Annotated in this window: 16 protein-coding genes, 2 tRNA genes, 3 rRNA genes and 1 riboswitch; of the genes, 12 read left to right on the forward strand and 9 right to left on the reverse strand. The window is 63.0% G+C overall.

Annotated elements, in window-relative coordinates:
• Positions 1-253 precede the first annotated feature (253 nt).
• From H3H55_RS18895 to rrf, 5 genes are all read left to right on the forward strand, one after another.
• Positions 254-1,786: ribosomal RNA gene (locus H3H55_RS18895) — 16S ribosomal RNA — on the forward strand.
• Positions 1,787-1,849: 63 nt separating this feature from the next.
• Positions 1,850-1,926: transfer RNA gene (locus H3H55_RS18900), tRNA-Ile, on the forward strand.
• Between the two features lie 41 nt (positions 1,927-1,967).
• Positions 1,968-2,043 (forward strand) — tRNA-Ala (locus H3H55_RS18905).
• Positions 2,044-2,343: 300 nt separating this feature from the next.
• Positions 2,344-5,225: ribosomal RNA gene (locus H3H55_RS18910) — 23S ribosomal RNA — on the forward strand.
• Between the two features lie 183 nt (positions 5,226-5,408).
• Positions 5,409-5,521 (forward strand): 5S ribosomal RNA (rrf, locus tag H3H55_RS18915).
• Together the 16S, 23S and 5S rRNA genes with 2 tRNA genes alongside form the textbook arrangement of a ribosomal RNA operon.
• Positions 5,522-5,705: 184 nt before the next feature.
• Here rrf and H3H55_RS18920 read toward each other — a convergent pair.
• Complete coding sequence (locus H3H55_RS18920) at positions 5,706-5,843, reverse strand: hypothetical protein (protein WP_193099751.1); 138 nt, start codon at positions 5,841-5,843, stop codon at positions 5,706-5,708.
• Positions 5,844-6,069: 226 nt separating this feature from the next.
• Between H3H55_RS18920 and H3H55_RS18925 the strand changes: the two genes are divergently transcribed.
• Complete coding sequence (locus H3H55_RS18925) at positions 6,070-7,494, forward strand: DHA2 family efflux MFS transporter permease subunit (protein WP_193099752.1); 1,425 nt, start codon at positions 6,070-6,072, stop codon at positions 7,492-7,494.
• Positions 7,495-7,770: 276 nt separating this feature from the next.
• Here H3H55_RS18925 and H3H55_RS18930 read toward each other — a convergent pair whose 3' ends face one another.
• The 3 genes from H3H55_RS18930 to H3H55_RS18940 all read right to left on the reverse strand — a co-directional run bounded on the left by H3H55_RS18930 (position 7,771) and on the right by H3H55_RS18940 (position 11,129).
• The gene (locus tag H3H55_RS18930) at positions 7,771-8,514 is read right to left on the reverse strand and encodes a 2OG-Fe(II) oxygenase (protein ID WP_193099753.1); all 744 of its coding nucleotides are present in this window, start codon (positions 8,512-8,514) and stop codon (positions 7,771-7,773) included.
• A 287-nt stretch (positions 8,515-8,801) separates the two neighbouring features.
• Complete coding sequence (locus H3H55_RS18935; RefSeq protein ID WP_193099754.1) at positions 8,802-10,394, reverse strand: inorganic phosphate transporter; 1,593 nt, start codon at positions 10,392-10,394, stop codon at positions 8,802-8,804.
• Between the two features lie 174 nt (positions 10,395-10,568).
• Positions 10,569-11,129, reverse strand: a complete 561-nt coding sequence (locus H3H55_RS18940; protein ID WP_193099755.1) for a histidine phosphatase family protein — start codon at positions 11,127-11,129, stop codon at positions 10,569-10,571.
• A 53-nt stretch (positions 11,130-11,182) separates the two neighbouring features.
• A riboswitch (cobalamin riboswitch) is annotated at positions 11,183-11,319 on the forward strand.
• Positions 11,320-11,351: 32 nt separating this feature from the next.
• On the opposite strand from H3H55_RS18940, the gene H3H55_RS18945 reads away from it, so the two are divergent.
• Together H3H55_RS18945 and H3H55_RS18950 are read left to right on the forward strand one after the other, a co-directional pair.
• Positions 11,352-11,561, forward strand: a complete 210-nt coding sequence (locus tag H3H55_RS18945; protein ID WP_047902386.1) for a CbtB domain-containing protein — start codon at positions 11,352-11,354, stop codon at positions 11,559-11,561.
• A gap of 13 nt (positions 11,562-11,574) precedes the next feature.
• A complete protein-coding gene (locus H3H55_RS18950; RefSeq protein WP_193099756.1) occupies positions 11,575-12,297 on the forward strand; it encodes a CbtA family protein in 723 nt (240 codons plus the stop codon).
• 22 nt (positions 12,298-12,319) lie between these two features.
• Here the strand turns inward: H3H55_RS18950 and H3H55_RS18955 are convergent, their stop codons facing one another.
• A complete protein-coding gene (locus H3H55_RS18955; protein WP_129515807.1) occupies positions 12,320-13,228 on the reverse strand; it encodes a LysR family transcriptional regulator in 909 nt (302 codons plus the stop codon).
• 126 nt (positions 13,229-13,354) lie between these two features.
• Between H3H55_RS18955 and metE the strand changes: the two genes are divergently transcribed.
• On the forward strand, positions 13,355-15,649 hold the full coding sequence (metE, locus tag H3H55_RS18960) for a 5-methyltetrahydropteroyltriglutamate--homocysteine S-methyltransferase (protein ID WP_193099757.1): 2,295 nt from the start codon (positions 13,355-13,357) through the stop codon (positions 15,647-15,649).
• A 61-nt stretch (positions 15,650-15,710) separates the two neighbouring features.
• Here the strand turns inward: metE and H3H55_RS18965 are convergent, their stop codons facing one another.
• From H3H55_RS18965 to speB, 3 genes are all read right to left on the reverse strand, one after another.
• Entirely contained in the window at positions 15,711-17,213 is a 1,503-nt protein-coding gene (locus tag H3H55_RS18965) for a purine-cytosine permease family protein (RefSeq protein WP_193099758.1), read from the reverse strand.
• Positions 17,214-17,383: 170 nt separating this feature from the next.
• Positions 17,384-18,709, reverse strand: a complete 1,326-nt coding sequence (locus H3H55_RS18970) for an MFS transporter (protein WP_193099759.1) — start codon at positions 18,707-18,709, stop codon at positions 17,384-17,386.
• A 57-nt stretch (positions 18,710-18,766) separates the two neighbouring features.
• A complete protein-coding gene (gene speB, locus H3H55_RS18975; protein ID WP_193099760.1) occupies positions 18,767-19,723 on the reverse strand; it encodes an agmatinase in 957 nt (318 codons plus the stop codon).
• Positions 19,724-19,862: 139 nt separating this feature from the next.
• Here speB and H3H55_RS18980 point away from each other — a divergent pair, with 139 nt between their 5' ends.
• Complete coding sequence (locus H3H55_RS18980) at positions 19,863-20,774, forward strand: LysR family transcriptional regulator (RefSeq protein ID WP_193099761.1); 912 nt, start codon at positions 19,863-19,865, stop codon at positions 20,772-20,774.
• 57 nt (positions 20,775-20,831) lie between these two features.
• Here H3H55_RS18980 and H3H55_RS18985 read toward each other — a convergent pair whose 3' ends face one another.
• A complete protein-coding gene (locus H3H55_RS18985) occupies positions 20,832-21,296 on the reverse strand; it encodes an Lrp/AsnC family transcriptional regulator (protein ID WP_129515801.1) in 465 nt (154 codons plus the stop codon).
• 134 nt (positions 21,297-21,430) lie between these two features.
• Between H3H55_RS18985 and H3H55_RS18990 the strand changes: the two genes are divergently transcribed.
• Together H3H55_RS18990 and H3H55_RS18995 are read left to right on the forward strand one after the other, a co-directional pair.
• Positions 21,431-22,057: a LysE family translocator gene (locus H3H55_RS18990; RefSeq protein ID WP_193099762.1), complete on the forward strand. Its 627-nt coding sequence runs from the start codon at positions 21,431-21,433 to the stop codon at positions 22,055-22,057.
• 260 nt (positions 22,058-22,317) lie between these two features.
• A complete protein-coding gene (locus H3H55_RS18995) occupies positions 22,318-23,910 on the forward strand; it encodes a protease pro-enzyme activation domain-containing protein (RefSeq protein WP_193099763.1) in 1,593 nt (530 codons plus the stop codon).
• Positions 23,911-23,920: the final 10 nt, after the last annotated feature.

Consider the following 23,920-nt stretch of genomic DNA (forward strand, 5'->3'; position numbering starts at 1 on the left):
TTCATAATCTCGCTTCTCTGCTGCTGAAAACGCAGCGCTGCTGAGAAACACGAAGTTTCTCGCAGATTGCTCTTTAAAAATTAACAGCCGATAAGTGTGGGCGCTTGATGGAAGCGAGCTGATTCTCGGATCAGATAGCAAAAGTATCAAGAGTCTCACACTAAAGTAAGTCAGGTTTATGAAGCAATTCATATTCCTGTCAGCTTTGAGTGAGCGACCGGTTCTTAACCGAACCGAAAACAGTAACAGGTTTAAACTGAAGAGTTTGATCCTGGCTCAGATTGAACGCTGGCGGCATGCCTTACACATGCAAGTCGAACGGCAGCACGGGTGCTTGCACCTGGTGGCGAGTGGCGAACGGGTGAGTAATACATCGGAACATGTCCTGTAGTGGGGGATAGCCCGGCGAAAGCCGGATTAATACCGCATACGATCTACGGATGAAAGCGGGGGACCTTCGGGCCTCGCGCTATAGGGTTGGCCGATGGCTGATTAGCTAGTTGGTGGGGTAAAGGCCTACCAAGGCGACGATCAGTAGCTGGTCTGAGAGGACGACCAGCCACACTGGGACTGAGACACGGCCCAGACTCCTACGGGAGGCAGCAGTGGGGAATTTTGGACAATGGGCGAAAGCCTGATCCAGCAATGCCGCGTGTGTGAAGAAGGCCTTCGGGTTGTAAAGCACTTTTGTCCGGAAAGAAATCCTTGGCTCTAATACAGTCGGGGGATGACGGTACCGGAAGAATAAGCACCGGCTAACTACGTGCCAGCAGCCGCGGTAATACGTAGGGTGCGAGCGTTAATCGGAATTACTGGGCGTAAAGCGTGCGCAGGCGGTTTGCTAAGACCGATGTGAAATCCCCGGGCTCAACCTGGGAACTGCATTGGTGACTGGCAGGCTAGAGTATGGCAGAGGGGGGTAGAATTCCACGTGTAGCAGTGAAATGCGTAGAGATGTGGAGGAATACCGATGGCGAAGGCAGCCCCCTGGGCCAATACTGACGCTCATGCACGAAAGCGTGGGGAGCAAACAGGATTAGATACCCTGGTAGTCCACGCCCTAAACGATGTCAACTAGTTGTTGGGGATTCATTTCCTTAGTAACGTAGCTAACGCGTGAAGTTGACCGCCTGGGGAGTACGGTCGCAAGATTAAAACTCAAAGGAATTGACGGGGACCCGCACAAGCGGTGGATGATGTGGATTAATTCGATGCAACGCGAAAAACCTTACCTACCCTTGACATGGTCGGAATCCCGCTGAGAGGTGGGAGTGCTCGAAAGAGAACCGATACACAGGTGCTGCATGGCTGTCGTCAGCTCGTGTCGTGAGATGTTGGGTTAAGTCCCGCAACGAGCGCAACCCTTGTCCTTAGTTGCTACGCAAGAGCACTCTAAGGAGACTGCCGGTGACAAACCGGAGGAAGGTGGGGATGACGTCAAGTCCTCATGGCCCTTATGGGTAGGGCTTCACACGTCATACAATGGTCGGAACAGAGGGTTGCCAACCCGCGAGGGGGAGCTAATCCCAGAAAACCGATCGTAGTCCGGATTGCACTCTGCAACTCGAGTGCATGAAGCTGGAATCGCTAGTAATCGCGGATCAGCATGCCGCGGTGAATACGTTCCCGGGTCTTGTACACACCGCCCGTCACACCATGGGAGTGGGTTTTACCAGAAGTGGCTAGTCTAACCGCAAGGAGGACGGTCACCACGGTAGGATTCATGACTGGGGTGAAGTCGTAACAAGGTAGCCGTATCGGAAGGTGCGGCTGGATCACCTCCTTTCTAGAGCTATCTCGCAAAGTTGAGCGCTCACGCTTATCGGCTGTAAATTAAAGACAGACTCAGGGGTCTGTAGCTCAGTCGGTTAGAGCACCGTCTTGATAAGGCGGGGGTCGTTGGTTCGAATCCAACCAGACCCACCAATGTCTTGTCTGGCGGTAGTACCTGAGGAATCTGTACTCATGGGGGCATAGCTCAGCTGGGAGAGCACCTGCTTTGCAAGCAGGGGGTCGTCGGTTCGATCCCGTCTGCCTCCACCAATCTTCAACGGGAAGCGTTTGGATCACACGTAAGTGACGTGTGAGACGAGCATTTGCCATTGGCGATTGAGCCAGTCAGAGTGATACGTAGTACGTATCGGCTGTCGTTCTTTAACAATCTGGAAGAAGTAAGTAATTTGGATAGCGGAAGCGTCTTGAGATGGACGTGAAAACTATCCGGGTTGTGATTGTATCGATGTATCTCAAGATGATTCGAACTCTATGTTTGACTCAATTGGAATACGGCACAACGCGAAAACTCAACCTGTAACGACTGTCGGAGAGACAGACTCGTTATAGGGTCAAGCGAACAAGTGCATGTGGTGGATGCCTTGGCGATCACAGGCGATGAAGGACGCGGTAGCCTGCGAAAAGCTACGGGGAGCTGGCAAACAAGCTTTGATCCGTAGATGTCCGAATGGGGAAACCCACTCCTTTTGGAGTATCCATGGCTGAATACATAGGCCATGCGAAGCGAACGCGGTGAACTGAAACATCTAAGTAACCGCAGGAAAAGAAATCAACCGAGATTCCCAAAGTAGTGGCGAGCGAAATGGGATGAGCCTTGTACTCTTTATTTGTATTGTTAGCCGAACGCTCTGGAAAGTGCGGCCATAGCAGGTGATAGCCCTGTAGGCGAAAACAGTATGAAAGAACTAGGTGTACGACAAGTAGGGCGGGACACGTGAAATCCTGTCTGAAGATGGGGGGACCATCCTCCAAGGCTAAATACTCGTGATCGACCGATAGTGAACCAGTACCGTGAGGGAAAGGCGAAAAGAACCCCGGGAGGGGAGTGAAATAGATCCTGAAACCGCATGCATACAAACAGTCGGAGCCTCGTAAGGGGTGACGGCGTACCTTTTGTATAATGGGTCAGCGACTTACGTTCAGTAGCAAGCTTAACCGTATAGGGCAGGCGTAGCGAAAGCGAGTCCGAATAGGGCGTTCAGTTGCTGGGCGTAGACCCGAAACCAAGTGATCTATCCATGGCCAGGATGAAGGTGCGGTAACACGTACTGGAGGTCCGAACCCACTAACGTTGAAAAGTTAGGGGATGAGCTGTGGATAGGGGTGAAAGGCTAAACAAACTTGGAAATAGCTGGTTCTCTCCGAAAACTATTTAGGTAGTGCCTCGTGTCTCACCTTCGGGGGTAGAGCACTGTCATGGTTGGGGGGTCTATTGCAGATTACCCCGCCATAGCAAACTCCGAATACCGAAGAGTGCAATCACGGGAGACAGACATCGGGTGCTAACGTCCGGTGTCAAGAGGGAAACAACCCAGACCGCCAGCTAAGGTCCCCAAATATAGCTAAGTGGGAAACGAAGTGGGAAGGCTAAAACAGTCAGGAGGTTGGCTTAGAAGCAGCCACCCTTTAAAGAAAGCGTAATAGCTCACTGATCGAGTCGTCCTGCGCGGAAGATGTAACGGGGCTAAGCTATATACCGAAGCTGCGGATGCGTGCTTTGCACGCATGGTAGGAGAGCGTTCTGTAAGCCTGCGAAGGTGTCTCGGAAGGGATGCTGGAGGTATCAGAAGTGCGAATGCTGACATGAGTAGCGATAAAGGGGGTGAAAGGCCCCCTCGCCGTAAGCCCAAGGTTTCCTACGCAACGTTCATCGGCGTAGGGTGAGTCGGCCCCTAAGGCGAGGCAGAAATGCGTAGCTGATGGGAAGCAGGTCAATATTCCTGCACCATTGTTAGATGCGATGGGGGGACGGATCGCGGAAGGTTGTCCGGGTGTTGGAAGTCCCGGTCGCTGCATTGGAGAAGGCGCTTAGGCAAATCCGGGCGCGGAATTCAAGGGTGTGGCGCGAGCTCCTTAGGGAGCGAAGCAATTGGAAGTGGTTCCAAGAAAAGCCTCTAAGCTTCAGTCTAACGATGACCGTACCGCAAACCGACACAGGTGGGCGAGATGAGTATTCTAAGGCGCTTGAGAGAACTCGGGAGAAGGAACTCGGCAAATTGGTACCGTAACTTCGGGATAAGGTACGCCCTTGTAGCTTGATGCCCCTGCGGGCAAAGGGTGAAGGGGTTGCAATAAACTGGTGGCTGCGACTGTTTAATAAAAACACAGCACTCTGCAAACACGAAAGTGGACGTATAGGGTGTGACGCCTGCCCGGTGCCGGAAGATTAAATGATGGGGTGCAAGCTCTTGATTGAAGTCCCGGTAAACGGCGGCCGTAACTATAACGGTCCTAAGGTAGCGAAATTCCTTGTCGGGTAAGTTCCGACCTGCACGAATGGCGTAACGATGGCCACACTGTCTCCTCCCGAGACTCAGCGAAGTTGAAGTGTTTGTGATGATGCAATCTACCCGCGGCTAGACGGAAAGACCCCATGAACCTTTACTGTAGCTTTGCATTGGACTTTGAACCGATCTGTGTAGGATAGGTGGGAGGCTATGAAACCGGAACGCTAGTTTCGGTGGAGCCGTCCTTGAAATACCACCCTGGTTTGTTTGAGGTTCTAACCTTGGCCCGTGATCCGGGTCGGGGACAGTGCATGGTAGGCAGTTTGACTGGGGCGGTCTCCTCCCAAAGCGTAACGGAGGAGTACGAAGGTACGCTAGGTACGGTCGGAAATCGTGCTGATAGTGCAATGGCATAAGCGTGCTTAACTGCGAGACCGACAAGTCGAGCAGGTGCGAAAGCAGGTCATAGTGATCCGGTGGTTCTGTATGGAAGGGCCATCGCTCAACGGATAAAAGGTACTCTGGGGATAACAGGCTGATACCGCCCAAGAGTTCATATCGACGGCGGTGTTTGGCACCTCGATGTCGGCTCATCTCATCCTGGGGCTGTAGCCGGTCCCAAGGGTATGGCTGTTCGCCATTTAAAGAGGTACGTGAGCTGGGTTTAAAACGTCGTGAGACAGTTTGGTCCCTATCTGCCGTGGGCGTTGGATATTTGAAGGGGGCTGCTCCTAGTACGAGAGGACCGGAGTGGACGAACCTCTGGTGTACCGGTTGTCACGCCAGTGGCATCGCCGGGTAGCTATGTTCGGAAGAGATAACCGCTGAAAGCATCTAAGCGGGAAACTCGCCTTAAGATGAGATATCCCTGGGGACTAGATCCCCTTGAAGGGTCGTTCGAGACCAGGACGTTGATAGGTCAGGTGTGTAAGCGCAGTAATGCGTTCAGCTAACTGATACTAATTGCCCGTAAGGCTTGATCCTATAACAAGTCTGTCTCGATGCCCGTTAGCGCTTTAGCGCTTACGGACATCGAGCGTCGAGTGCAGCGCACTCGACGTACAGCGGTTGAGTAACCGCGTACGTGTGAGATACAACCTCACAACCCAAAATTACTGCTTCTTCCAAGATTGGTCGCGCTGCGAAGCAGCGCGACAACCCTCTTTGCCTGATGACCATAGCGAGTCGGTCCCACCCCTTCCCATCCCGAACAGGACCGTGAAACGACTCTACGCCGATGATAGTGCGGATTCCCGTGTGAAAGTAGGTAATCGTCAGGCTCCCTAAGCCAGAAACCCCCGCCCGAAAGGCGGGGGTTTTTGCATTTCGGCGACGGAAATGCACGCGCGACGGCAAAGCGGCAACGTAGCCGAACTGGCACCGATGATGTCGACTCAGGCCCGCGCCGTTCTCGAGCGAGCCGCAGTTCTGCCCGCTGAAATCCCAAGGTGCTTCCCTCTGGCGCTACATCAATGCGATTCCAGTCAGCATCGAGCTGACGTCGGTGCATCCAACGACGATGTAGCGATGACCGGTGATGAGCGACGTTCGTCGGTAATAGCCGATAAATGCCGCGTTCTCGCGGAAGACCTCCTGCTTCATTTACCCATCCATCGACACCTCGCGCCGACCCGATCGTGGGTGCCACTGGGCGAACGCAGCGCGAATTCGTCACAGAAATCTATGCGCATAAAGTGCATTCGCACGACATGCCCGGCAGAGCGGACAGCAAGCCCTTCGAGGTAATATCGCCATTCGTCCCGATCCCCGCGCTTTTCTGCATGCGCTGGCGGTCGGTGTCTTCAGCATTCCGTCTCCTGCACCGTTCATGACTGACAGCCCTGCCCAAGGTGGTCGGACGACCGACTTCTTGCCGTATCTCGTCGCCGCAACGTTCTTCATGGAGTACCTCGACACGACCGTGATCGCGACCGCGCTGCCGCAAATGGCGCGCTCGTTCGGCGTCGGACCGAATGCGCTGAGTCTCGGGATGACGGCCTACATGCTTGCGCTCGCCGTGTTCATCCCGATCAGCGGCTGGATCGCGGACCGCTATGGATCGCGCACGGTGTTCGCCAGTGCGATCGTCGTCTTTACCGGAGCGTCGGTGCTGTGCGGGCTGTCCGACGGCGTTGTGACGTTCACGGCTGCGCGGCTGCTGCAGGGTATCGGCGGGGCGATGATGGTGCCGGTCGGACGGATGATCGTCGTGCGCAGCACCGAGAAGGCGAAGCTGATGCGCGCGATCGCGACGATCACGTGGCCGGGCATCGTCGCGCCGGTCGTTGGGCCGCCGATCGGCGGCTTCATCACGACTTATGCGTCATGGCGCTGGATCTTCCTGTTGAACGTCCCGTTCGGCATTGCAGCGCTGGCGTGTACCTGGCTGATCGTCCGGAACACGCGGGCCGACGAACAAAGGCCGCTCGACTGGGTCGGCTTCGTGCTGGCCGGTGGAGCGCTGACCTGCCTGTTGATCGGAACCGAGGCGGCCGGCCAGCAGGACGTGCACTTCACGCGCGCGGCGGTCCTGGTGGGGGCGAGCGTGCTGTTCGGTGTTGCCGCGTGGTTGCATGCGCGACGTTGCGCGCATCCGCTGCTCGATTTCACGACGCTGAAGGTGCCGACGTTCTCGGTGACGGTGATCACCGGCTCGATCACGCGGATGGCGATCAACGCCGTGCCGTACCTGCTGCCGCTGCTGTTCCAGATCGGTTTCGGGATGTCGCCGTTCCAGTCCGGCCTGCTGCTGCTCGCGAGCGCGCTCGGCAATCTCGGCATGAAGGCGGGAACGTCGTGGATCCTCGATCGCTTCGGGTTCCGGCGCGTCGCGCTCGTCGACGTGACGATCGTCGGCATCTTCACGATCGCGTGCGGCTGGCTGACTGCATCGACGCCGCTGGCGATCACGCTGTTCGTCGTATTCGTCTACGGGCTGACGCGGTCGATGCAGTTCACGACGCTCGCGACGCTGGCCTATGCCGATATCCCGGCTCACCAGACGAGCGCGGCCAGCACGTTGTGGAGCGCCGCGCAGCAGATGACGATCGGGATGGGGATCGCGTTTGGCGCGCTGTCGCTGCGGCTCGCGGCGTTGGTGCGTGGCGATGCGGCCGGCATGCACTACGTGCTCGACGATTTCCGCTGGGCGTTCGTCGCCGCGGGTGTGCTCGCACTGCTGACGTTGCCGGGCTACGCGCGGCTGGCCCTCGATGCGGGCGACCGGCTGCGGGCGAATGTGGCGCGAGGATAGGCCGGGCTGCCAATCGCCATTGTGTCGTGACAGGTGAGCGCTTTTGTTTCCTGGCATTCACCTGAAACGTTGGACCGTCATGGCCACGCTGGGCTGACGGGCAGCGAAATCCGTCATCGGCCACTGCGAACGAGTGAGCAGATCGTGTGATGATGCCCGGTCGCAACGCCCCCCGAACGATAACGCGCGGTCGGTAGGGCAGACGCGCGGTGTTTCCAGTGTGAATTCATCCGCGAGACGAATGGCGCGATAGCGTTGCGTTTGTTCCGGTTGCCGTCACTGTGCGTCGTGGAAGATGATGCCGACCGTGTGACGGTGGCCGCTGCGGATCCGGCTTACGCCGTGGCGCAGGTTGACGCGGTAGAAGCCGCGTGTTCCCTGCACGGGCCGGCCGTGCACGGCGAAGATCACCGCGTCGCCTTGCGTCAGCGGCACCACTTCCGCACGCGACTGCATGCGTGGCCGCTGTTCCGTCAACACGAACTCTCCCCCGGTGAAATCGCGGCCCGGCGCCGACAGCAGGATCGCGACCTGGAGCGGAAAGACGTGCTCGCCATACAGGTCCTGATGGAGGCAGTTGTAGTCGTCGGGACCGTATTGAAGGATCAGCGGCGTCGGCCGTGTTTGTCCCGCTGCGTGGCAGCGATCGAGGAATGTCGCCTGGTCGTTCGGATAACGGACGTCGATCCCGAGTGCCTTGTTCCAGCGATTCGCGATAGGCACGAGATGCGGGTAGATCGTCGTGCGCAACTCGGCGACCACCGCGGGCAGCGGGTATGCGAAATACTTGTATTCACCGCGCCCGAATCCGTGCCGCGCCATCACGACGCGCGAACGATAGAGCGCATCCCGCGGATAGAGCGATGCGAGCGCGTCGCACTCGCTCGCCGAGATCAGGCCTGGCACACGCGCGCATCCATGGCGATCGAGTTCGGCGTCGACGGTCGTCCAGTCGATTGCGTCGACACGTTGCGCGATGTCCAGCGATTCGACGGCAGGTTGCAGATCGGCAATGTTCACGGGCTACCTCGGTTCGTCAGCAACGTGGTGCCGTGCGGTCGCGTGGAATGCTTCGGAAGCGTTCCGCGCACGGTTGAATCCACGATGGAAGTTGATGAACCCAGTCTACCGACGTCCGTGAGACGGCGCGCTCCAGATCTTGCGTTTCAATTCGGAAAAGGAAGGGGACGAGGCGTGCGATGCGGCACGGACACGCCGCATGCGGCGACGTGTCGGAGCGGAGAAGCGAGAGTCGAACCTTCCACTACAGGCGGCCGGCGCTCACCGGCCACCCACCGCGTCCCCGATCAGACCACCGACCGGAACAGCCAGTAGAGCCCGCCCGCGAGCGCGATCGACGCCGGCAGCGTCAGCACCCATGCGAGCACGAGGCTGCGCACCGTGCTCCATTGCAACCCGGACCCGTTCGCCGCCATCGTGCCCGCGACGCCCGACGACAGCACGTGTGTCGTCGACACCGGCAGCCCGTACATGTCGGCGGCGCCGATCGTCAGCATCGCGACGACTTCGGCCGATGCGCCCTGTCCGTACGTCAGATGCTGCTTGCCGATTTTCTCGCCGACGGTCACGACGATCCGCTTCCAGCCGACCATCGTGCCGAGACCTAGCGCGATCGCGACGGCGACCTTCACCCAGGTCGGGATGAACTTGGTCGCATGGTCGAGCTGCTTGCGATAGTTGTCGATCGCGAGCTTGTCGTCGGCGGCGAACGCGGGTTGCCCCGATTTCTCGATCAGGCGAATTGCTTCGGACACCAGATACATCGTGTTTCGCACGTTGTCGACGTCGCGTTGCGGCACGGCTGCCATCGAGCCCGACGCGCCGACCGCGGTCGCGAGCGACGTGGACAACTGCTGCACGGCCGGCAGCACGGCCGGCGTTAGTTCACGGCGCTGCACGTAGTGTTCGACGTCGGCGCGCGGGTTCGCGGACGGCGCGACGCCGTTCGTGTATTTCCCGAACGTCGCGGCTGCCTGGTTCGCGACCGCAACGAAGGTCTGCGATTCGGCCGGCGTAACGGCCTTGTTCAGCGCATACGCGGTCGGCACCGTGCCGATCAGGATCAGCATGATGAGGCCCATCCCTTTCTGCCCGTCGTTCGAACCGTGTGCGAACGACACGCCCGTGCAGGTCAGGATCAGCAGGCAGCGAATCCAGAACGGCGGCGGCTGATCCTTCGGCGGCTCCTTGTACAGCTCCGGAATCCGCACGACGGCCTTCAGCACGAGCAGCAGCAGCGACGCGCACAGGAAGCCGACGATCGGCGAGAACAGCAGCGACTTGCCGACGCCGAGCGCCTGGCCCCAGTCGACGCCGCTCGTGCCGGACGGCCCGTGCATCAGCTGGTTCATCAGCCCGACGCCGATGATCGACCCGATCAGCGTATGCGAGCTCGACGACGGCAATCCGAAATACCAGGTCGCGAGGTTCCAGACGATTGCGGCGATCAGCAGCGCGAACACCATCGCGAAGCCCGAGCCGCTGCCGACCTGCAGGATCAGCTCGACCGGCAGCAACTGCAGGATGCCGAACGCGACGGCGCCGCTCGAGACCATCACGCCGAGGAAGTTCCACAGGCCGGACCAGATCACCGCGACGTTCGGCGTCAGCGAGTGCGTGTAGATCACGGTGGCGACCGCGTTCGCGGTGTCGTGGAAACCGTTGACGAATTCGAAGCCGAGCGCGATCAGCAGCGCGGCGCCGAGCATCAGGTACGGAAACAGCGATGCTTCGCGGACCGACGACAGATCGTCGATCAGGTGCATGGCGATATAGACGGCGCCGATCGCGAGCACGAGCAGGAAGACGGCATAACCGACTTGCCGGGTGCGTTCGACGGAGCCCGGATTGTTCGAGGCGGACGAAGCAGGTTGATTCATGACGGCATCTCGTAGGGGAATCGCGTCTGATCCTAGCTTCGGCCGGCAGTCAGTTTGATGACAGTCGGGATGACGAACTGTGTGTCTTACGGCGATGTAAGAAAAACGAAGGCAGACGATTGCGATGGGCAACATCGGCTCGCATCGCCGTCCACATAGTGAACGCAACAGCGCTTATGGATTCATCGTCCAGCCGTCCGGCGATGCGACCAACATCGTGCACGACAGCGGTGCGACGTCGATGCGAGTGGCGGCCTTGAGATCCATCTGCCGCACGTGCGCGACGGCCGCGCGAATGATTGCCGCATGCGTGATCGCGACGATGTCGTGACCGGGCGGCAACGCATTCAACCATGCGCCGACGCGCTGCGTGGCTGCGTCGAACGATTCGCCGCCGTGCGGCGATGCGGACGGATCGCCGATCCATGCACCCAATTCGTCAGGACAGTCGCGGCCGAGATCGTGCAGCCGCTGGCCGCGCCAGTTGCCGTAGTCGATGTCGCGCAGCGCGTGGTCGATGTCGGCACGTAGCCCGAGCGCATCGGCAGTCTGTCGCGCGCAGCGGGCGGGGCTGCACAGCACGATCGCGCCGGCGAGGCCCGCCCACCGGTCGCGCAATGCGGCGGCGTCGGCGAGCCCGCGCGCGTCGAGCGGATCGTCGTCGGGAAACGTGCCGGTGCGCATCGCACGGGTCGATGCGTGTGCGATCAGGCGCAGCGAGGCATGCAGGGTCATGTCGGTTGTCGGAGGGGCCGGGCGGAACGTGCGGTCGCTCGCACGCCGTTACTTCAACACGCGGACTTTCGCGCGTACAATCCGCCCGATACGAAACGCGGAAGCCGGTGCAATTCCGGCGCGGTCGCGCCACTGTAACCGGGGAATCTCGATCCCGGAAGCCAGACCTGCCTTCGTACCCATCCAACATTTGTCGGGGCGCGATTCCCCTGAGGTGCATCCATGAGCGAAGCAGTGCTGAAGCCGGTCGTCGTGCCGGCACCCATCCCCGTCCGTGAACTGTTGCCGTGGGCCGTGTTCGTCGGCCTGATCCTGCTGCTCGCCCTGTATTTCGTCGGCGCGGAACAAGGCGCGACGTCGCTCGTGCCGGGCATGTATGTGCACGAATTCGTCCACGACGGCCGCCATCTGCTCGGCTTTCCCTGCCACTGACGCGGAGAACACGATGGTCGGAAAGCTGCTCATGCGCGGGATGCTCGCAGGCATCGCCGCGGGCCTCATCACGTTCGGTTTCGCGAAAATCGTCGGCGAACCGCAAGTCGATCAGGCGATTTCCTTTGAAGAAAAGCTCGACGCCGCCAAAGGCGACGCGCCGGAGCCCGAGCTGGTCAGCCGGCACACGCAGGCCGGCCTTGGCCTGCTGACCGGTGTCGTGACCTACGGTGCGGCATTCGGCGGGCTGTTCTCGCTGGTCTTTGCATACGCCTACGGGCGCGGCGGTCGCCTCCCGGCACGGCCGCTGGCCGCGTGGCTCGCACTGGCGGCGTTCATCGCGCTCGTGATCGTGCCGAACCTCAAGTACCCGGCCAATCCGCCGTCGGTCGGCGATCCCGACACGATCGGCTATCGCACGGGCCTGTTCTTCCTGATGATCGCGATCTCGATCGCGACGATGGTGTTCTCGGTCAGCGTGCGCCGCCATCTGCTGGCGAAGCTCGGCCAATGGAACGCGTCGATCGTCGCCGGGCTCGTGTTCGTCGCGATCATCGCGGCGGTGCAGTTCGGGCTGCCGTCGATCAACGAGGTGCCGGCCGCTTTCCCGGCCGCCGTGCTGTGGAAGTTCCGCGTCGCGGCGATCGGCATGCAGGTGATCATGTGGACGACGATCGGCCTGCTATTCGGCGCGTGGGTCGAGCGCGGCGAACGCATCGGCATGCGCGCCGCCTGACGCGTCCTGCAACCGGGCGCGCCTAGCGCAGCATGCGCGGCGCGCTCCACGTCGATTCGCGCGCGAGCGCGACGAACGCGGCCAGATAGTCGATCGCCGCGTCCGCCTCGCGGATGCCGAGAAAGATCTGCTTCGCGATGCCCTTCTTGCCGAGCTTGACCGGCACGACCGGCATCCGGTCCGCGTATTCGTCCGCGAGCCATCTCGGCAGCGCGGCCACGCCGCGCCCGCTCGCCACCATCTGCAGCATGATGTCGGTCGTTTCGATCGACTTGTGCCGCCTCGGCACGATGCCGGCCGGCGTCAGGAACTGGTTGTAGATGTCGAGCCGGTCGGTTTCGACCGGGTAGGTGATCAGGATCTCGTCCGTCAATTGCGCGGGCGTCACGTAGTCGGCGTTCGCGAACCGGTGTGAGTCAGCGACCACCAGCACCTGCTCGTAATCGAATACGGGAACGAAGTGCAGACCCGGCTTGTTCAGCGGATCGGGCGTCACGAGCACGTCGATGTCGTAACCGAACAGCGCGCCGATGCCGCCGAACTGGAAGCGCTGCTTCACGTCCACGTCGACGTCGGGCCAGCGCGACAGATACGGCGACACGACCTTCAGCAGCCACTGGTAACACGGGTGGCATTCCATCCCGATGCGCAGCGTGCCGCGCTCGCCCTTCGCGTACTGCTTCATCCGCTCCTCGGCGAGCTCGAACTGCGGCAGCAGCCGGTTCGCCAGCTTCAGCAGATATTGCCCGCCCTGCGTGAGCCGCAGGCCGCGACCTTCCCGATCCCAGATTGGCGTGCCGAGCTGCTGCTCGATTTTCCGGACGGTATGGCTGAGCGCCGACTGCGTGAGGTGCAGCGCGTTGGCGGCCGCGGTCAGCGAGCCCTGGCGCTCGACTTCACGAATGACGACGAGATGGAATCGTTCCAGCATGGTTATCGCTCACCCAACAGATGCATGAGTAATTTTAATGGATTAATGAAATAATGCCATTTTATTTCATGTATTGAAATCCCTATCATGGCTGCCGGACATTCACTACATCTGGACGGCAGCGTCATGGTCACCACACACAACCTCGGTTTTCCGCGCATCGGCGCGAAGCGCGAACTCAAGTTCGGTCTCGAACGCTACTGGAAAGGCGAATCGTCGCGCGACGAGCTGAAGGCGCTCGGCGCGCAGCTGCGCCAGCGGCACTGGAACGACCAGCGCGATCTGGATCTGGCGCCGCTCGGCGACTTCGCGTTCTACGATCAGGTGCTCGACATGAGCTTCACGCTCGGCAACCTGCCGAAGCGCGTGCAGGGCTTCCACGGCGACGTGCTCGACAACTATTTCCGCGTCGCGCGCGGCCGGTCGGCGCAGTCGGCGGAAGAGCATGCCGCGTGCTGCGGCGGCGTCTCGGCCGGTGAAATGACGAAGTGGTTCGACACGAACTATCACTACATCGTGCCGGAATTCCATGCGGACACGAACTTCTCGCTCGACCCGTCGCGCCTGCTCTTGCAACTGGCGGAAGCGCAGGCGCAGGGCGTGGCCGTGAAGCCGGTGATCCTCGGTCCCGTCACGTACCTGTGGCTCGGCAAGGCGAAGGACGATTCCGATTGCCTCGCGCTGCTGCCGAAGCTGCTGCCCGTGTACGGCGCGCTGCTCGACACGCTGACCGCGCAGGGCGTCGAATGGGTGCAGATCGACGAACCGATTCTCGTCACCGAGCTCGACGCCGAATGGCGGCACGCATTCCGCACCGCCTATGCGACGCTGGAAACGCGCCGCATCAAGCTGCTGCTCGCCACCTACTTCGGCCAGCTTCAGGACAACCTGACGCTCGCGGCCTCGCTGCCGGTCGACGGCCTGCATATCGACGCGATCAATGCACGCGACGAAGTCGACGCGCTGGTGCGCGAACTGCCGGCCGGGCGCGTGTTGTCGGTGGGCGCGATCAACGGCCGCAACATCTGGAAGACGGACCTGAACGCGACGCTCGACTGGCTCGAACCGCTCGCGAAGCAGCTCGGCGATCGCCTGTGGCTCGCGCCGTCGTGCTCGCTGCTGCACGTGCCGGTCGATCTCGCGAGCGAGGAGAAGCTCGACGCGGAGATCCGTTCGTGGCTCGCTTTTGCGCTGCAGAAGCTCGACGAACTGAAGGTGCTCGCCACCGCGCTGAACGAAGGCCGCGACCAGGTGGCCGATGCGCTTGCCGCGAATGCCGCCGCGATCGACTCGCGCCGCCGCTCGCCGCGCGTGAACAACCCGGTGGTGAAGGCCGCGATCGCGCGTATCGACGCGCAGCTCGGCAACCGCGTGAGCCCCTATGCGCAGCGCGCGCCGAAGCAGTCGGCCCGACTGAGCCTGCCGGCTTTCCCGACGACGACGATCGGCTCGTTCCCGCAGACCGTCGAAATCCGCCAGGCGCGCAGCCAGTTCAAGGCCGGCGCGCTGGACGAAGCGGGTTACCGCGCGGCGATGCGCGCGGAGATCGAACGCAGCGTGCGCGAGCAGGAATCGCTCGAACTCGACGTGCTCGTGCACGGCGAAGCCGAGCGTAACGACATGGTCGAATACTTCGGCGAGCAGCTCGACGGCTACGCATTCAGCCAGTTCGGCTGGGTGCAGTCGTATGGTTCGCGCTGCGTGAAGCCGCCGATCCTGTTCGGCGACATCAGCCGCCCGAAGGCGATGACGGTCGAATGGATCACGTATGCGCAATCGCTGACGAACAAGCCGATGAAGGGCATGCTGACCGGCCCCGTGACGATCCTGAACTGGTCGTTCGTGCGCGACGACCAGCCGCGTTCGGTGTCGTGCTACCAGCTCGCACTCGCGATCCGCGACGAAGTGCTCGATCTCGAGAAGGCCGGCGTGCGCGTGATCCAGATCGACGAGGCGGCACTGCGCGAAGGGCTGCCGCTGCGCCGCGCGCAATGGAGCGAGTACCTGAAGTGGGCGGTCGAATCGTTCCGCATCACCGCGAACGGCGTGCAGGACGACACGCAGATTCACACGCACATGTGCTATTCGGAGTTCAACGACATCATCGCGTCGATCGCCGACATGGATGCGGACGTGATCACGATCGAGACGTCGCGCTCGGACATGGAGCTGCTCGACGCGTTCGACACCTTCAAGTATCCGAACGAAATCGGACCGGGCGTGTACGACATCCACTCGCCGAACATCCCGACGCAGGATCACATCGTCGGCCTGATGCGGAAGGCGGCCGAACGGATTCCGGCGGAGCGTCTGTGGGTGAACCCGGACTGCGGCCTGAAGACGCGCCAGTGGGCGGAAGTGATTCCGGCGCTGACGAACATGGTCGCCGCCGCGAAGACGCTGCGCAACCAGGCACACTGACGCGCGGCTGGTCGCGCTGCGACGACTGAAGTACCGGCCCGCCATGACGGGCCGTTTTCCGTTATGCGCGTTCGCGAATACCCGTGCTGGCGGGAGCGTCGGGCGCAGGCGTCTTCGCGATCACGCGCCGTTCGTGTTCGAGGTCGAGCGAGCGCGACAGGAGTGCATACACGGCGCCCGCGACGATCAGCCCGACGAGCCACGCGATGTCGACGCCGCCGAGCATCCGTGCGAACGGACCGACGAATACCTCGCGGTTCGCTTCGGCATCGAAGATGTAGAAGAACGGCACCATCGCCGCGAAGCCGGCCAGGTACGCAACGATGCCGCGCGGTTGCCATGCGCCGTAGAGCCCGTTCGGCGTGAAGAAATGCGCGATCGCATAGTGGCCGCGCCGCACGAAGAAATAGTCGACGAGATTCACCGCGGTCCACGGCACCAGGAAGTAGAGCATCAGCGTCAGGAACGTCTGCAGCAGCGCGATGCCGTTGCCGCGGATCGCGAACACGCAGGCGAGCACGAAGGCGCTGATCGCGACGATCGACGCGACACGCGCGCGACGGGTCGGCCGGATCGGCACGATCGAATCGGCGGCGGTCAGGACGGTCAGCATCGCGCTGTACGCGTTGAGCGCGATGATCGGCAGGAAGCCGACCAGCGACACGATCGCGATCAGCTTGCCGAGGCCCGGCACGAGCGACGTGCCGACATCGTTCATCGCGACCAGCGCATCGGCTGCGTGCAGCTTCTGCGCGAGCCACGCGCCGAGGCCGATCATCCAGGTGCCCGACAGCGACGCGCCGGCGAAGATCACCGCGATCAGCTTTGCGCGGCTCGTATTTTTCGGCAGATAGCGCGAATAGTCGGATACATACGGCGCATACGAGATGTTGTAGCTCGCGGCGATCGCGAACTGCGTCGCGAACGCGATCCAGTTGAAGCCCGGCGCGGCGGCCGGCGCAACGGCGGCGTGCGCAGGCGCCGCATGACCGAACGCGAGCGCGAGCGTGACGAGCGCGTAGAGCGGCAGCGTTGCGATCAGCGCCCACGTGAAAGTCCGGTGCATCAGGTCGTGACCGTAGATGGCAAGCAACGCGCCGATTGCCACGGCCGCGACGGCGACGAAGCCGCCGTCGATCCCGAATACGTTGTGCACGCCGTCGACCATCAGCGACACGTTGACGACATTGAAGCCGACGAAGACGAACAGCGTCGCGAGCAGCGCGACGATCACGCCGCGATAGCCGAATTGCGCGCGCGACTGGATCATCTGCGGCAGGCCCATCTCCGGCCCCTGCGAGCCGTGAAACGCCATGAAGATCGTGCCGAACATGATCCCGAGCGCGCCCGCGAGCGTCGTCCAGCCGGCGGACAGGCCCATGCCGGGCCCGACGAAGCCGATCGAGATCGTGAAGAAATGGAAGTTGCCGAGGAACCAGAACGGCCCCTGGCTCGCCAGTTTTGCGTGGCGTTCGTGTTCGGGGATGTAGTCGATCGAGTGGTGCTCGATCGCGAGGCCGGCCGATTCGGCGCGGCCAAGGTCGAGGGTGTCGGGGCGGTTCATGACGGCTTGTCTCCAGGGTCGCGCGCGGTTCGTCGATGCGACCGCGTGCGCCTGCCTGCCGCGACGTCGTCGTGGCAAGCAATCAATATCGGGGGATGCGCGGGCGGTGTGGTACACCGCCGGACAACGCAAAAGAACGGGCAGGCGAATCGCCTGCCCGTTGCGGGACGTTACGCGGTGCGCACGCCGCGCGGCAGCGATTCGCGCGTCTTGCCGGGCGCGCCTGCATCGTCGATGCTGACGCGGCGCGAGATCAGCCACACGCACAGCGACGAGAGGATTGCGGCACTCGTGTACTGGATCGCGAGCGGCCACCATTGCGGCGCGGTGTTCTGCGCGATGATGGTCGCGACGAGCGGCGTGAGGCCGCCGGCGAGCGCGCCGCACACCTGGTACGCGATCGAGATCGCCGTATAACGGATCCGCGCGACGAAGATGCCGCTGACGAAACCCGCGACCACCGAGTAGTAGCCCGATTCCGCGAGCGTCGCGAGGCCGACGCCGACCGTGATCGACAGCGGCGTGCCCATGTGCACGAGCGGCAGCATCGCGAACGGGACGATCGCGGCCCATACGCCGGTGATCAGCAGCACGCGCGTGGTGCCGAAGCGCTGCGCGAGGAACGCTGCGGCGAGTTGCACGACGAACTGCAGCACCGCGACGATCGTCATGCAATGCAGCACCATCGACCGGTCGAGCGACAGGAACTGCGTCGCATAGCTGATCATGAAGATGTTGCTGAAATACACGCCGGCGATGCCGTACACGTTCGCGCCGATCGCGAGCAGCAGCAGCGGCCAGTATTTGAGCGCTTCGCGCACCGGGTTCTGCGCGGTGTTGCCGCTCTTCCGGACTTCCTCGAACTCGGGCGACTCGGACACGCTCGCGCGGATCACGAAACCGACCACCAGCAGCACGGAACTCGCGAGGAACGGCACGCGCCAGCCCCAGCTCATCATGTCGTCCTTCGACAGCGTGCTGATCGCGCCGAACGCGAGCATCGACAGGATCAGGCCGCTTGCGCTGCCGAGCTGCGCGAACGACGCGAAGAACGTGCGCTTGCCTTCGGGCGCATGCTCGCCGGCGAGCAGCACCGCGCCGCCCCATTCGCCGCCGACCGCGATGCCTTGCAGCACGCGCATCAGCACGAGCAGGATCGGTGCGATCACACCGGCTTGCGCGTGGGTCGGCAGCAGGCCGATCGCGACCGTCGACACGGCCATCAGCATCAGCGTCGCGAGCAGCGAACGCTTGCGGCCGAAGCGGTCGCCGAGATAACCAAACATCACGCCGCCGAGCGGCCGCGCGAAGAAGCCGACCGCGAACGAGCCGAACGACGCGAGCAGGCTGACGAAGCGGTTTTCGCCGGGAAAGAACAGCGGTCCGAACACGATGGCGGCGGCGGTCGCGTAGCTATAGAAGTCGTACCACTCGATCGTGGTGCCGACGAACGACGCGAGCGCCGCCCGCTTCGGTTGCTTGACGGAAGTCCCCATCTTTATGCGTGCTCCTCTGGAATCCTCTGATTTGGAATAGGTCGTGTGTGGCGGGGATCAGTCGCGGTAGGCGACACCCGGCAGCACGCACAACAGCTCGTACGCGAGGTTCGCGCCGAGCAGCGCCGTGGTGCCGAACGGGTCGTAAGGCGGCGCGACTTCGACGAGATCGCAGCCGACGATGTTCAGCCCCTTCGCGCTGCGGATGATCTCGAGCGCCTGCGGCACCGTGAGACCCGCGATTTCCGGCGTGCCGGTGCCCGGCGCATAGGCCGGATCGATGCCGTCGATGTCGAAGCTGATGTAGACAGGCGTATCGCCGACGCGTGCGCGCACTTCTTCCATCAGCGGCGCGAGCGACTTGTTCCAGCATTCCTCGGCCTGGACCACGCGGAAGCCCTGATCGCGGCACCAGTCGAAATCCTCGGCGGCGTAACCGGTGCCGCGCAGGCCGATCTGCGTGACCTTGTCGCCGTGCAGCAGGCCTTCCTCGACCGCGCGGCGGAACGGCGTGCCGTGCGCGATCTTTTCGCCCATCATCGTGTCGTTCACGTCGGCGTGTGCATCGACGTGGATCAATGCAACCTTGCCGTGCTTGCGGTGGATCGCGCGCAGGATCGGCAGCGCGATCGTATGGTCGCCGCCGAGCGTGATCGGCTTGCAGTCGTGCTCGAGGATCGCGTCGTAGGCGGCTTCGATGCGCGCGATGGAATCGTGCAGGTTGTAGGGATTGATCGCGACGTCGCCGATGTCGGCGATCTGCAGCGAATCGAACGGCGCGGCGCGCGTGGCCATGTTGTACGGGCGCAGCAGCACGGATTCGGTGCGGATCTGGCGCGGGCCGAAGCGTGCGCCGGTGCGGTTGGACGTGCCGAGATCGAACGGCACGCCGACGAAACACGCGTCGAGGCCTTCGGCGCTCGCCACGTGCGGCAGGCGCATCATCGTCGCGATGCCGCCGCAGCGCGGCATTTCATTGCCGCCGAGCGGCTGGAAATGGGTGTGGTCGTTCATGGGGTGTCTCTTCCGATGTGGGGTTGCCGTATCATTCGACGCGGCTTGGCGCACAGTTTTACGCGCTCCGCCGGGAAAGAAGAATGCGAAGATATCGACGTAAACATCGATTTTCATCGATGTATGGAAGGGGATGAGCGTGCTGGGGAATCTGTCGACCCTCGATCTGCGGTTGATCCGCGTGTTTCTCGCGGTCACGGACGCGGGCGGCGTGTCGGCCGCGCAGGCGGTGCTGAACGTCGGGCAGTCGACGATCAGCGCGCAATTGTCGTCACTCGAGACGCGGCTCGGCTACCGGCTCTGCGAGCGCGGCCGCAGCGGCTTCCGGCTCACGCCGAAGGGCGAACGGTTCCATGCGATGAGCCGCAAGCTGCTCGCGGCGCTCGACGAGTTCGGGATGGCCGCGCGGCACATGGACCGCCAGCTGGTCGGCACGCTGAACATCGGCCTGATCGGCCATACGCCGGTGAGCCAGAACGCGCGGATCGCCGAGGCGATCGCCGCGTTCCGCACGCGCGACGAGGCCGTGCGCTTCTCGATCTCGGTGCGCGCGCCGGGCGATCTGGAGGAGAAGCTGCTGAGCGACGAGATCCAGATCGCGGTGGGCTACTTCTGGCATCGCGTGCCGTCGCTGCACTACACGCCGCTGTTCATCGAGCGCCAGGTCGCGTACTGCGGCCGCGGCCATCCGCTGTTCGACGGCGCCGGCACGCTGACGCCGGCCGACGTCGCGGGCTTCGAATGGGCGTGGCGCTCGTATCCGCTGCCGGAGGCGCAGCTGTCGACGACACCCGACCGCGTGACCGCGACCGCCGACAACATGGAGGCCGTCGCGCTGCTGATCCTGTCCGGTCATCACCTCGGCTACCTGCCGCAGCACTTCGCGGCGCCGTACGTCGCGCAGGGGCTGCTCGCGCCGCTCAATCCGGAGCAGCTGCGCTACGACGTCACGTTCCACATGGTCGTCGCGCGCAACGGGCGCGGTAACCCGCTCGTGGAAGCGTTTCTCGAGGATCTCGAACGCGCGCACCAGCCGCCGGACGTCGCGTGACGCCGGCGCTGCCGACAATGTGAACAAGCGTTGCGCCGGCGTGCCCCGGCGCGCGCATCACGGCACCGGCAAGCCCGCGTCGTGTTTCACTTCGCGCAACGACAGCGCCGATTCGATCGACGTCACGCCCGGCAGCATCCGCAGCGATTCGCGCAGGAACGTGCCGTAGTCGTCGAGGTCGCGCGCGACCACCTGCAGCAGGTAGTCGGCCGTGCCCGCGACGTTGTGGCACGCCAGGATCCGCTCGATGCCGAGCACTTCCCGTTCGAACCGGTCGGCGACCTTGCGGTCGTGCGTCGCGAAGCGCACGAGCACGAATGCGACGACGCCGAAGCCGAGCGCCTGGCGCGACAACTGCGCGCGGTAGCGCTCGATGTAGCCGTCGCTTTCGAGCCGTTTCAGGCGCCGCGCGCACGGCGTCTCGGACAGGCCGACGGATTCGGCGAGACGCGCGATCGGCAGGCGGCCGTCGCGCTGCACCGCAGCGAGAATCGCGCGATCGGTTTTGTCGAGTTCGATCATATTGGCGGAATCCTTGTTCTGGTTTCATGATTGTGGCGGATTCCCCTATGGATCGCCAATCCTGAGCCAAAGATGGCCAATAATCCCTCCTCCTTCAGCGGCAACATATCGTCATTGGAGGACGGGGGCAGACCATGATTTCCACGCATTTGCTGTTGATTTATCTCGCCGCGCTGGCGGCCATTTATGCGGTGCCGGGGCCCGACATGGCGCTCGTGCTGCAGACCAGCATCGGCCGTGGCGTGCGGCCGGGATTGGCGGCGGCGGGCGGCCTGTCGCTCGCGCGCACCGCGCACGTGACGCTGTCCGCATGCGGCGTCGCGGCACTGATCCGCAGCGCGCCGTGGCTGTACGAGGTGATTCGCTACGGCGGCGCGCTCTATCTCGCGTATGTCGCGATCCAGGTATTCCGCTCGCCCGTGTTCGCGCTCGGCGAAGGCGACACGGCGACGTCGGCGGGCGAACTGCGGCAGTCGTTCGTGAAGGGGCTGCTGACGAACCTGCTGAACCCGAAGGCGCTGCTGTTCTGCTCGGTGCTGCTGCCGCAGTTCGTGCGGCCCGAGGCCGGGCCCGTCGTGTTGCAGATGTTCGAGCTCGGCGCGCTGCTGGTCGCGGCCGGCGTGTGTTTCGACCTCGCTTGCGTGTTCGGTGCGTCGCGCATCGCGGCGTGGATGCGCGCGCATCCGCTGGCGCAGACCGTGCAGCGCTGGACGTTTTCCGCGGCGCTGATCGGTTTCGCGCTGCGTCTGTCGATGGATTGAGCTTTGCCGCCGCAGCGGTGTCGCGCCGGTCGACAGGCCGCGCGGTGCCGATGCACCCGATCGACACAGGCCGCGTGCAATGCCGGCCTTCGCGCGCATGCCCCGGTGCAGAAGGGCGTGCGCGCAAATCGTCTGACTGATTTAAAATTCCTCTCACTTCGCGCTATCGCGAACCGACTGACCGAACGGAACCGACTTCCGCCGGCCATGTCCGATTTCCTGGTTGTTCCGTGCAACGCGGTACCAAGGAGGGTCAGAACATGGCAAGGCATCTTCACGCCGACCGTGAACCCCGAATCGTCGCCGAGTCCAAGTGCCTCGGCCCGTGCGATCCGGCAGAACGCATCCACGTCACGATCATGTTGCGGCGGCAGGAAGAAGGGCAACTCGATACGTTGGTCCACCAGCTCGCCACCGGCGACGCACAGGCGAAACCGCTGTCGCGCGCCGCATTCGCGCAGCGTTTCTCCGCCCATCCCGACGACATTCGCAAGGCCGAGGACTTCGCGCGTCGTCATCAACTGACGGTCGATCGCGTCGATCCGGTCGAAAGTGTCGTTGTGCTGTCCGGCACGATCCAGCAGTTCGAAGCCGCGTTCGGCGTGAAGCTCGAGCGTTTCGAGCATCGTTCGATCGGCCAGTATCGCGGCCGCTCGGGCCCGATCGCGCTGCCCGACGATCTCGGCGATGCCGTCACGGCCGTGCTCGGCCTCGACAGCCGCCCCCAGGCGCGGCCGCACTTCCGGCTGCGTCCGCCGTTCAGGCCCGCACGCGGCGGCGCGGCGGGCGTCACGTTCACGCCGGTCCAGCTCGCGTCGCTATACGGCTTTCCGGCCGGCGATGGCGCCGGGCAATGCATCGCGATCGTCGAACTGGGCGGCGGTTATCGCGCGGCCGACATCCAGCAGTATTTCCGCGGGCTCGGGATCACGACGCCGCCGACGCTCGTCGACGTGAACGTCGGCACCGGACGCAATGCGCCGAGCGGTGACCCGAACGGCCCGGACGGCGAAGTCGCGCTCGACATCGAGATCGCCGGTGCGATCGCGCCGGCCGCGAAGATCGCGGTCTACTTCGCGTCGAACAGCGATGCGGGTTTCATCCAGGCCGTCAACGCGGCCGTCAGCGACACGACCAACAAGCCGTCGGTGATCTCGATCAGTTGGGGCGGCCCGGAAGCGGTCTGGCAGACGCAGTCGGCGCAGGCGTTCAACCGCGTGCTGCAGGCGGCCGCCGCGCAGGGCATCACCGTGTGCGCGGCGTCGGGTGATAGCGGCTCGGGCGACGGGTTGCAGGACGGTGCCGATCATGTTGACTTCCCCGCATCGAGCCCGTACGTGCTCGGCTGCGGCGGCACGCAACTCGATGCACTGCCCGGGCAGGGCATTCGCAGCGAAGTGACGTGGAACGACGAGGCGTCGGGCGGCGGCGCGGGTGGTGGCGGCGTCAGCACACTGTTCGACCTGCCGACGTGGCAGCAGGGGCTCGCCGTCACGCGCGCCGACGGCAGCAGCACGCCGCTCGCGAAGCGCGGCGTGCCGGACGTGGCCGGCGATGCATCGCCGCAGACGGGTTACGAGGTGTCGGTTGCCGGCACGCCGACGGTGATGGGCGGCACGAGCGCGGTCGCCCCGCTGTGGGCCGCACTGATCGCGCGGATCAATGCGGCGGCCGGCGCATCGGCCGGCTGGGTCAATCCGGTGCTGTACAAGAATCCGGGCGCGCTGCGCGACATCACCCAGGGATCGAACGGCACGTATGCGGCCGCGTCGGGCTGGGACGCATGCACGGGCCTCGGCAGCCCGAACGGCGCACAACTCGCCGCGATTCTCGCGCGCAAGCCGTCGAGCTGACGCGTCGCTT

Source organism: Burkholderia sp. Z1 (assembly GCF_014893795.1).
Taxonomy (GTDB): domain Bacteria; phylum Pseudomonadota; class Gammaproteobacteria; order Burkholderiales; family Burkholderiaceae; genus Burkholderia; species Burkholderia theae.

What these genes read in the sequence shown, in the direction of transcription:
- H3H55_RS18965 (WP_193099758.1), bottom strand. Translation starts at nt 17,213, where the DNA reads ATGAACCGCCCCGACACCCTCGACCTTGGCCGCGCCGAATCGGCCGGC.
- H3H55_RS18985 (WP_129515801.1), bottom strand. Translation starts at nt 21,296, where the DNA reads ATGATCGAACTCGACAAAACCGATCGCGCGATTCTCGCTGCGGTGCAG.
- H3H55_RS18935 (WP_193099754.1), bottom strand. Translation starts at nt 10,394, where the DNA reads ATGAATCAACCTGCTTCGTCCGCCTCGAACAATCCGGGCTCCGTCGAA.
- H3H55_RS18925 (WP_193099752.1), top strand. Translation starts at nt 6,070, where the DNA reads ATGACTGACAGCCCTGCCCAAGGTGGTCGGACGACCGACTTCTTGCCG.
- H3H55_RS18955 (WP_129515807.1), bottom strand. Translation starts at nt 13,228, where the DNA reads ATGCTGGAACGATTCCATCTCGTCGTCATTCGTGAAGTCGAGCGCCAG.
- H3H55_RS18940 (WP_193099755.1), bottom strand. Translation starts at nt 11,129, where the DNA reads ATGACCCTGCATGCCTCGCTGCGCCTGATCGCACACGCATCGACCCGT.
- metE (WP_193099757.1), top strand. Translation starts at nt 13,355, where the DNA reads ATGGTCACCACACACAACCTCGGTTTTCCGCGCATCGGCGCGAAGCGC.
- H3H55_RS18945 (WP_047902386.1), top strand. Translation starts at nt 11,352, where the DNA reads ATGAGCGAAGCAGTGCTGAAGCCGGTCGTCGTGCCGGCACCCATCCCC.
- H3H55_RS18920 (WP_193099751.1), bottom strand. Translation starts at nt 5,843, where the DNA reads ATGAAGCAGGAGGTCTTCCGCGAGAACGCGGCATTTATCGGCTATTAC.
- speB (WP_193099760.1), bottom strand. Translation starts at nt 19,723, where the DNA reads ATGAACGACCACACCCATTTCCAGCCGCTCGGCGGCAATGAAATGCCG.
- H3H55_RS18970 (WP_193099759.1), bottom strand. Translation starts at nt 18,709, where the DNA reads ATGGGGACTTCCGTCAAGCAACCGAAGCGGGCGGCGCTCGCGTCGTTC.
- H3H55_RS18990 (WP_193099762.1), top strand. Translation starts at nt 21,431, where the DNA reads ATGATTTCCACGCATTTGCTGTTGATTTATCTCGCCGCGCTGGCGGCC.
- H3H55_RS18995 (WP_193099763.1), top strand. Translation starts at nt 22,318, where the DNA reads ATGGCAAGGCATCTTCACGCCGACCGTGAACCCCGAATCGTCGCCGAG.
- H3H55_RS18950 (WP_193099756.1), top strand. Translation starts at nt 11,575, where the DNA reads ATGGTCGGAAAGCTGCTCATGCGCGGGATGCTCGCAGGCATCGCCGCG.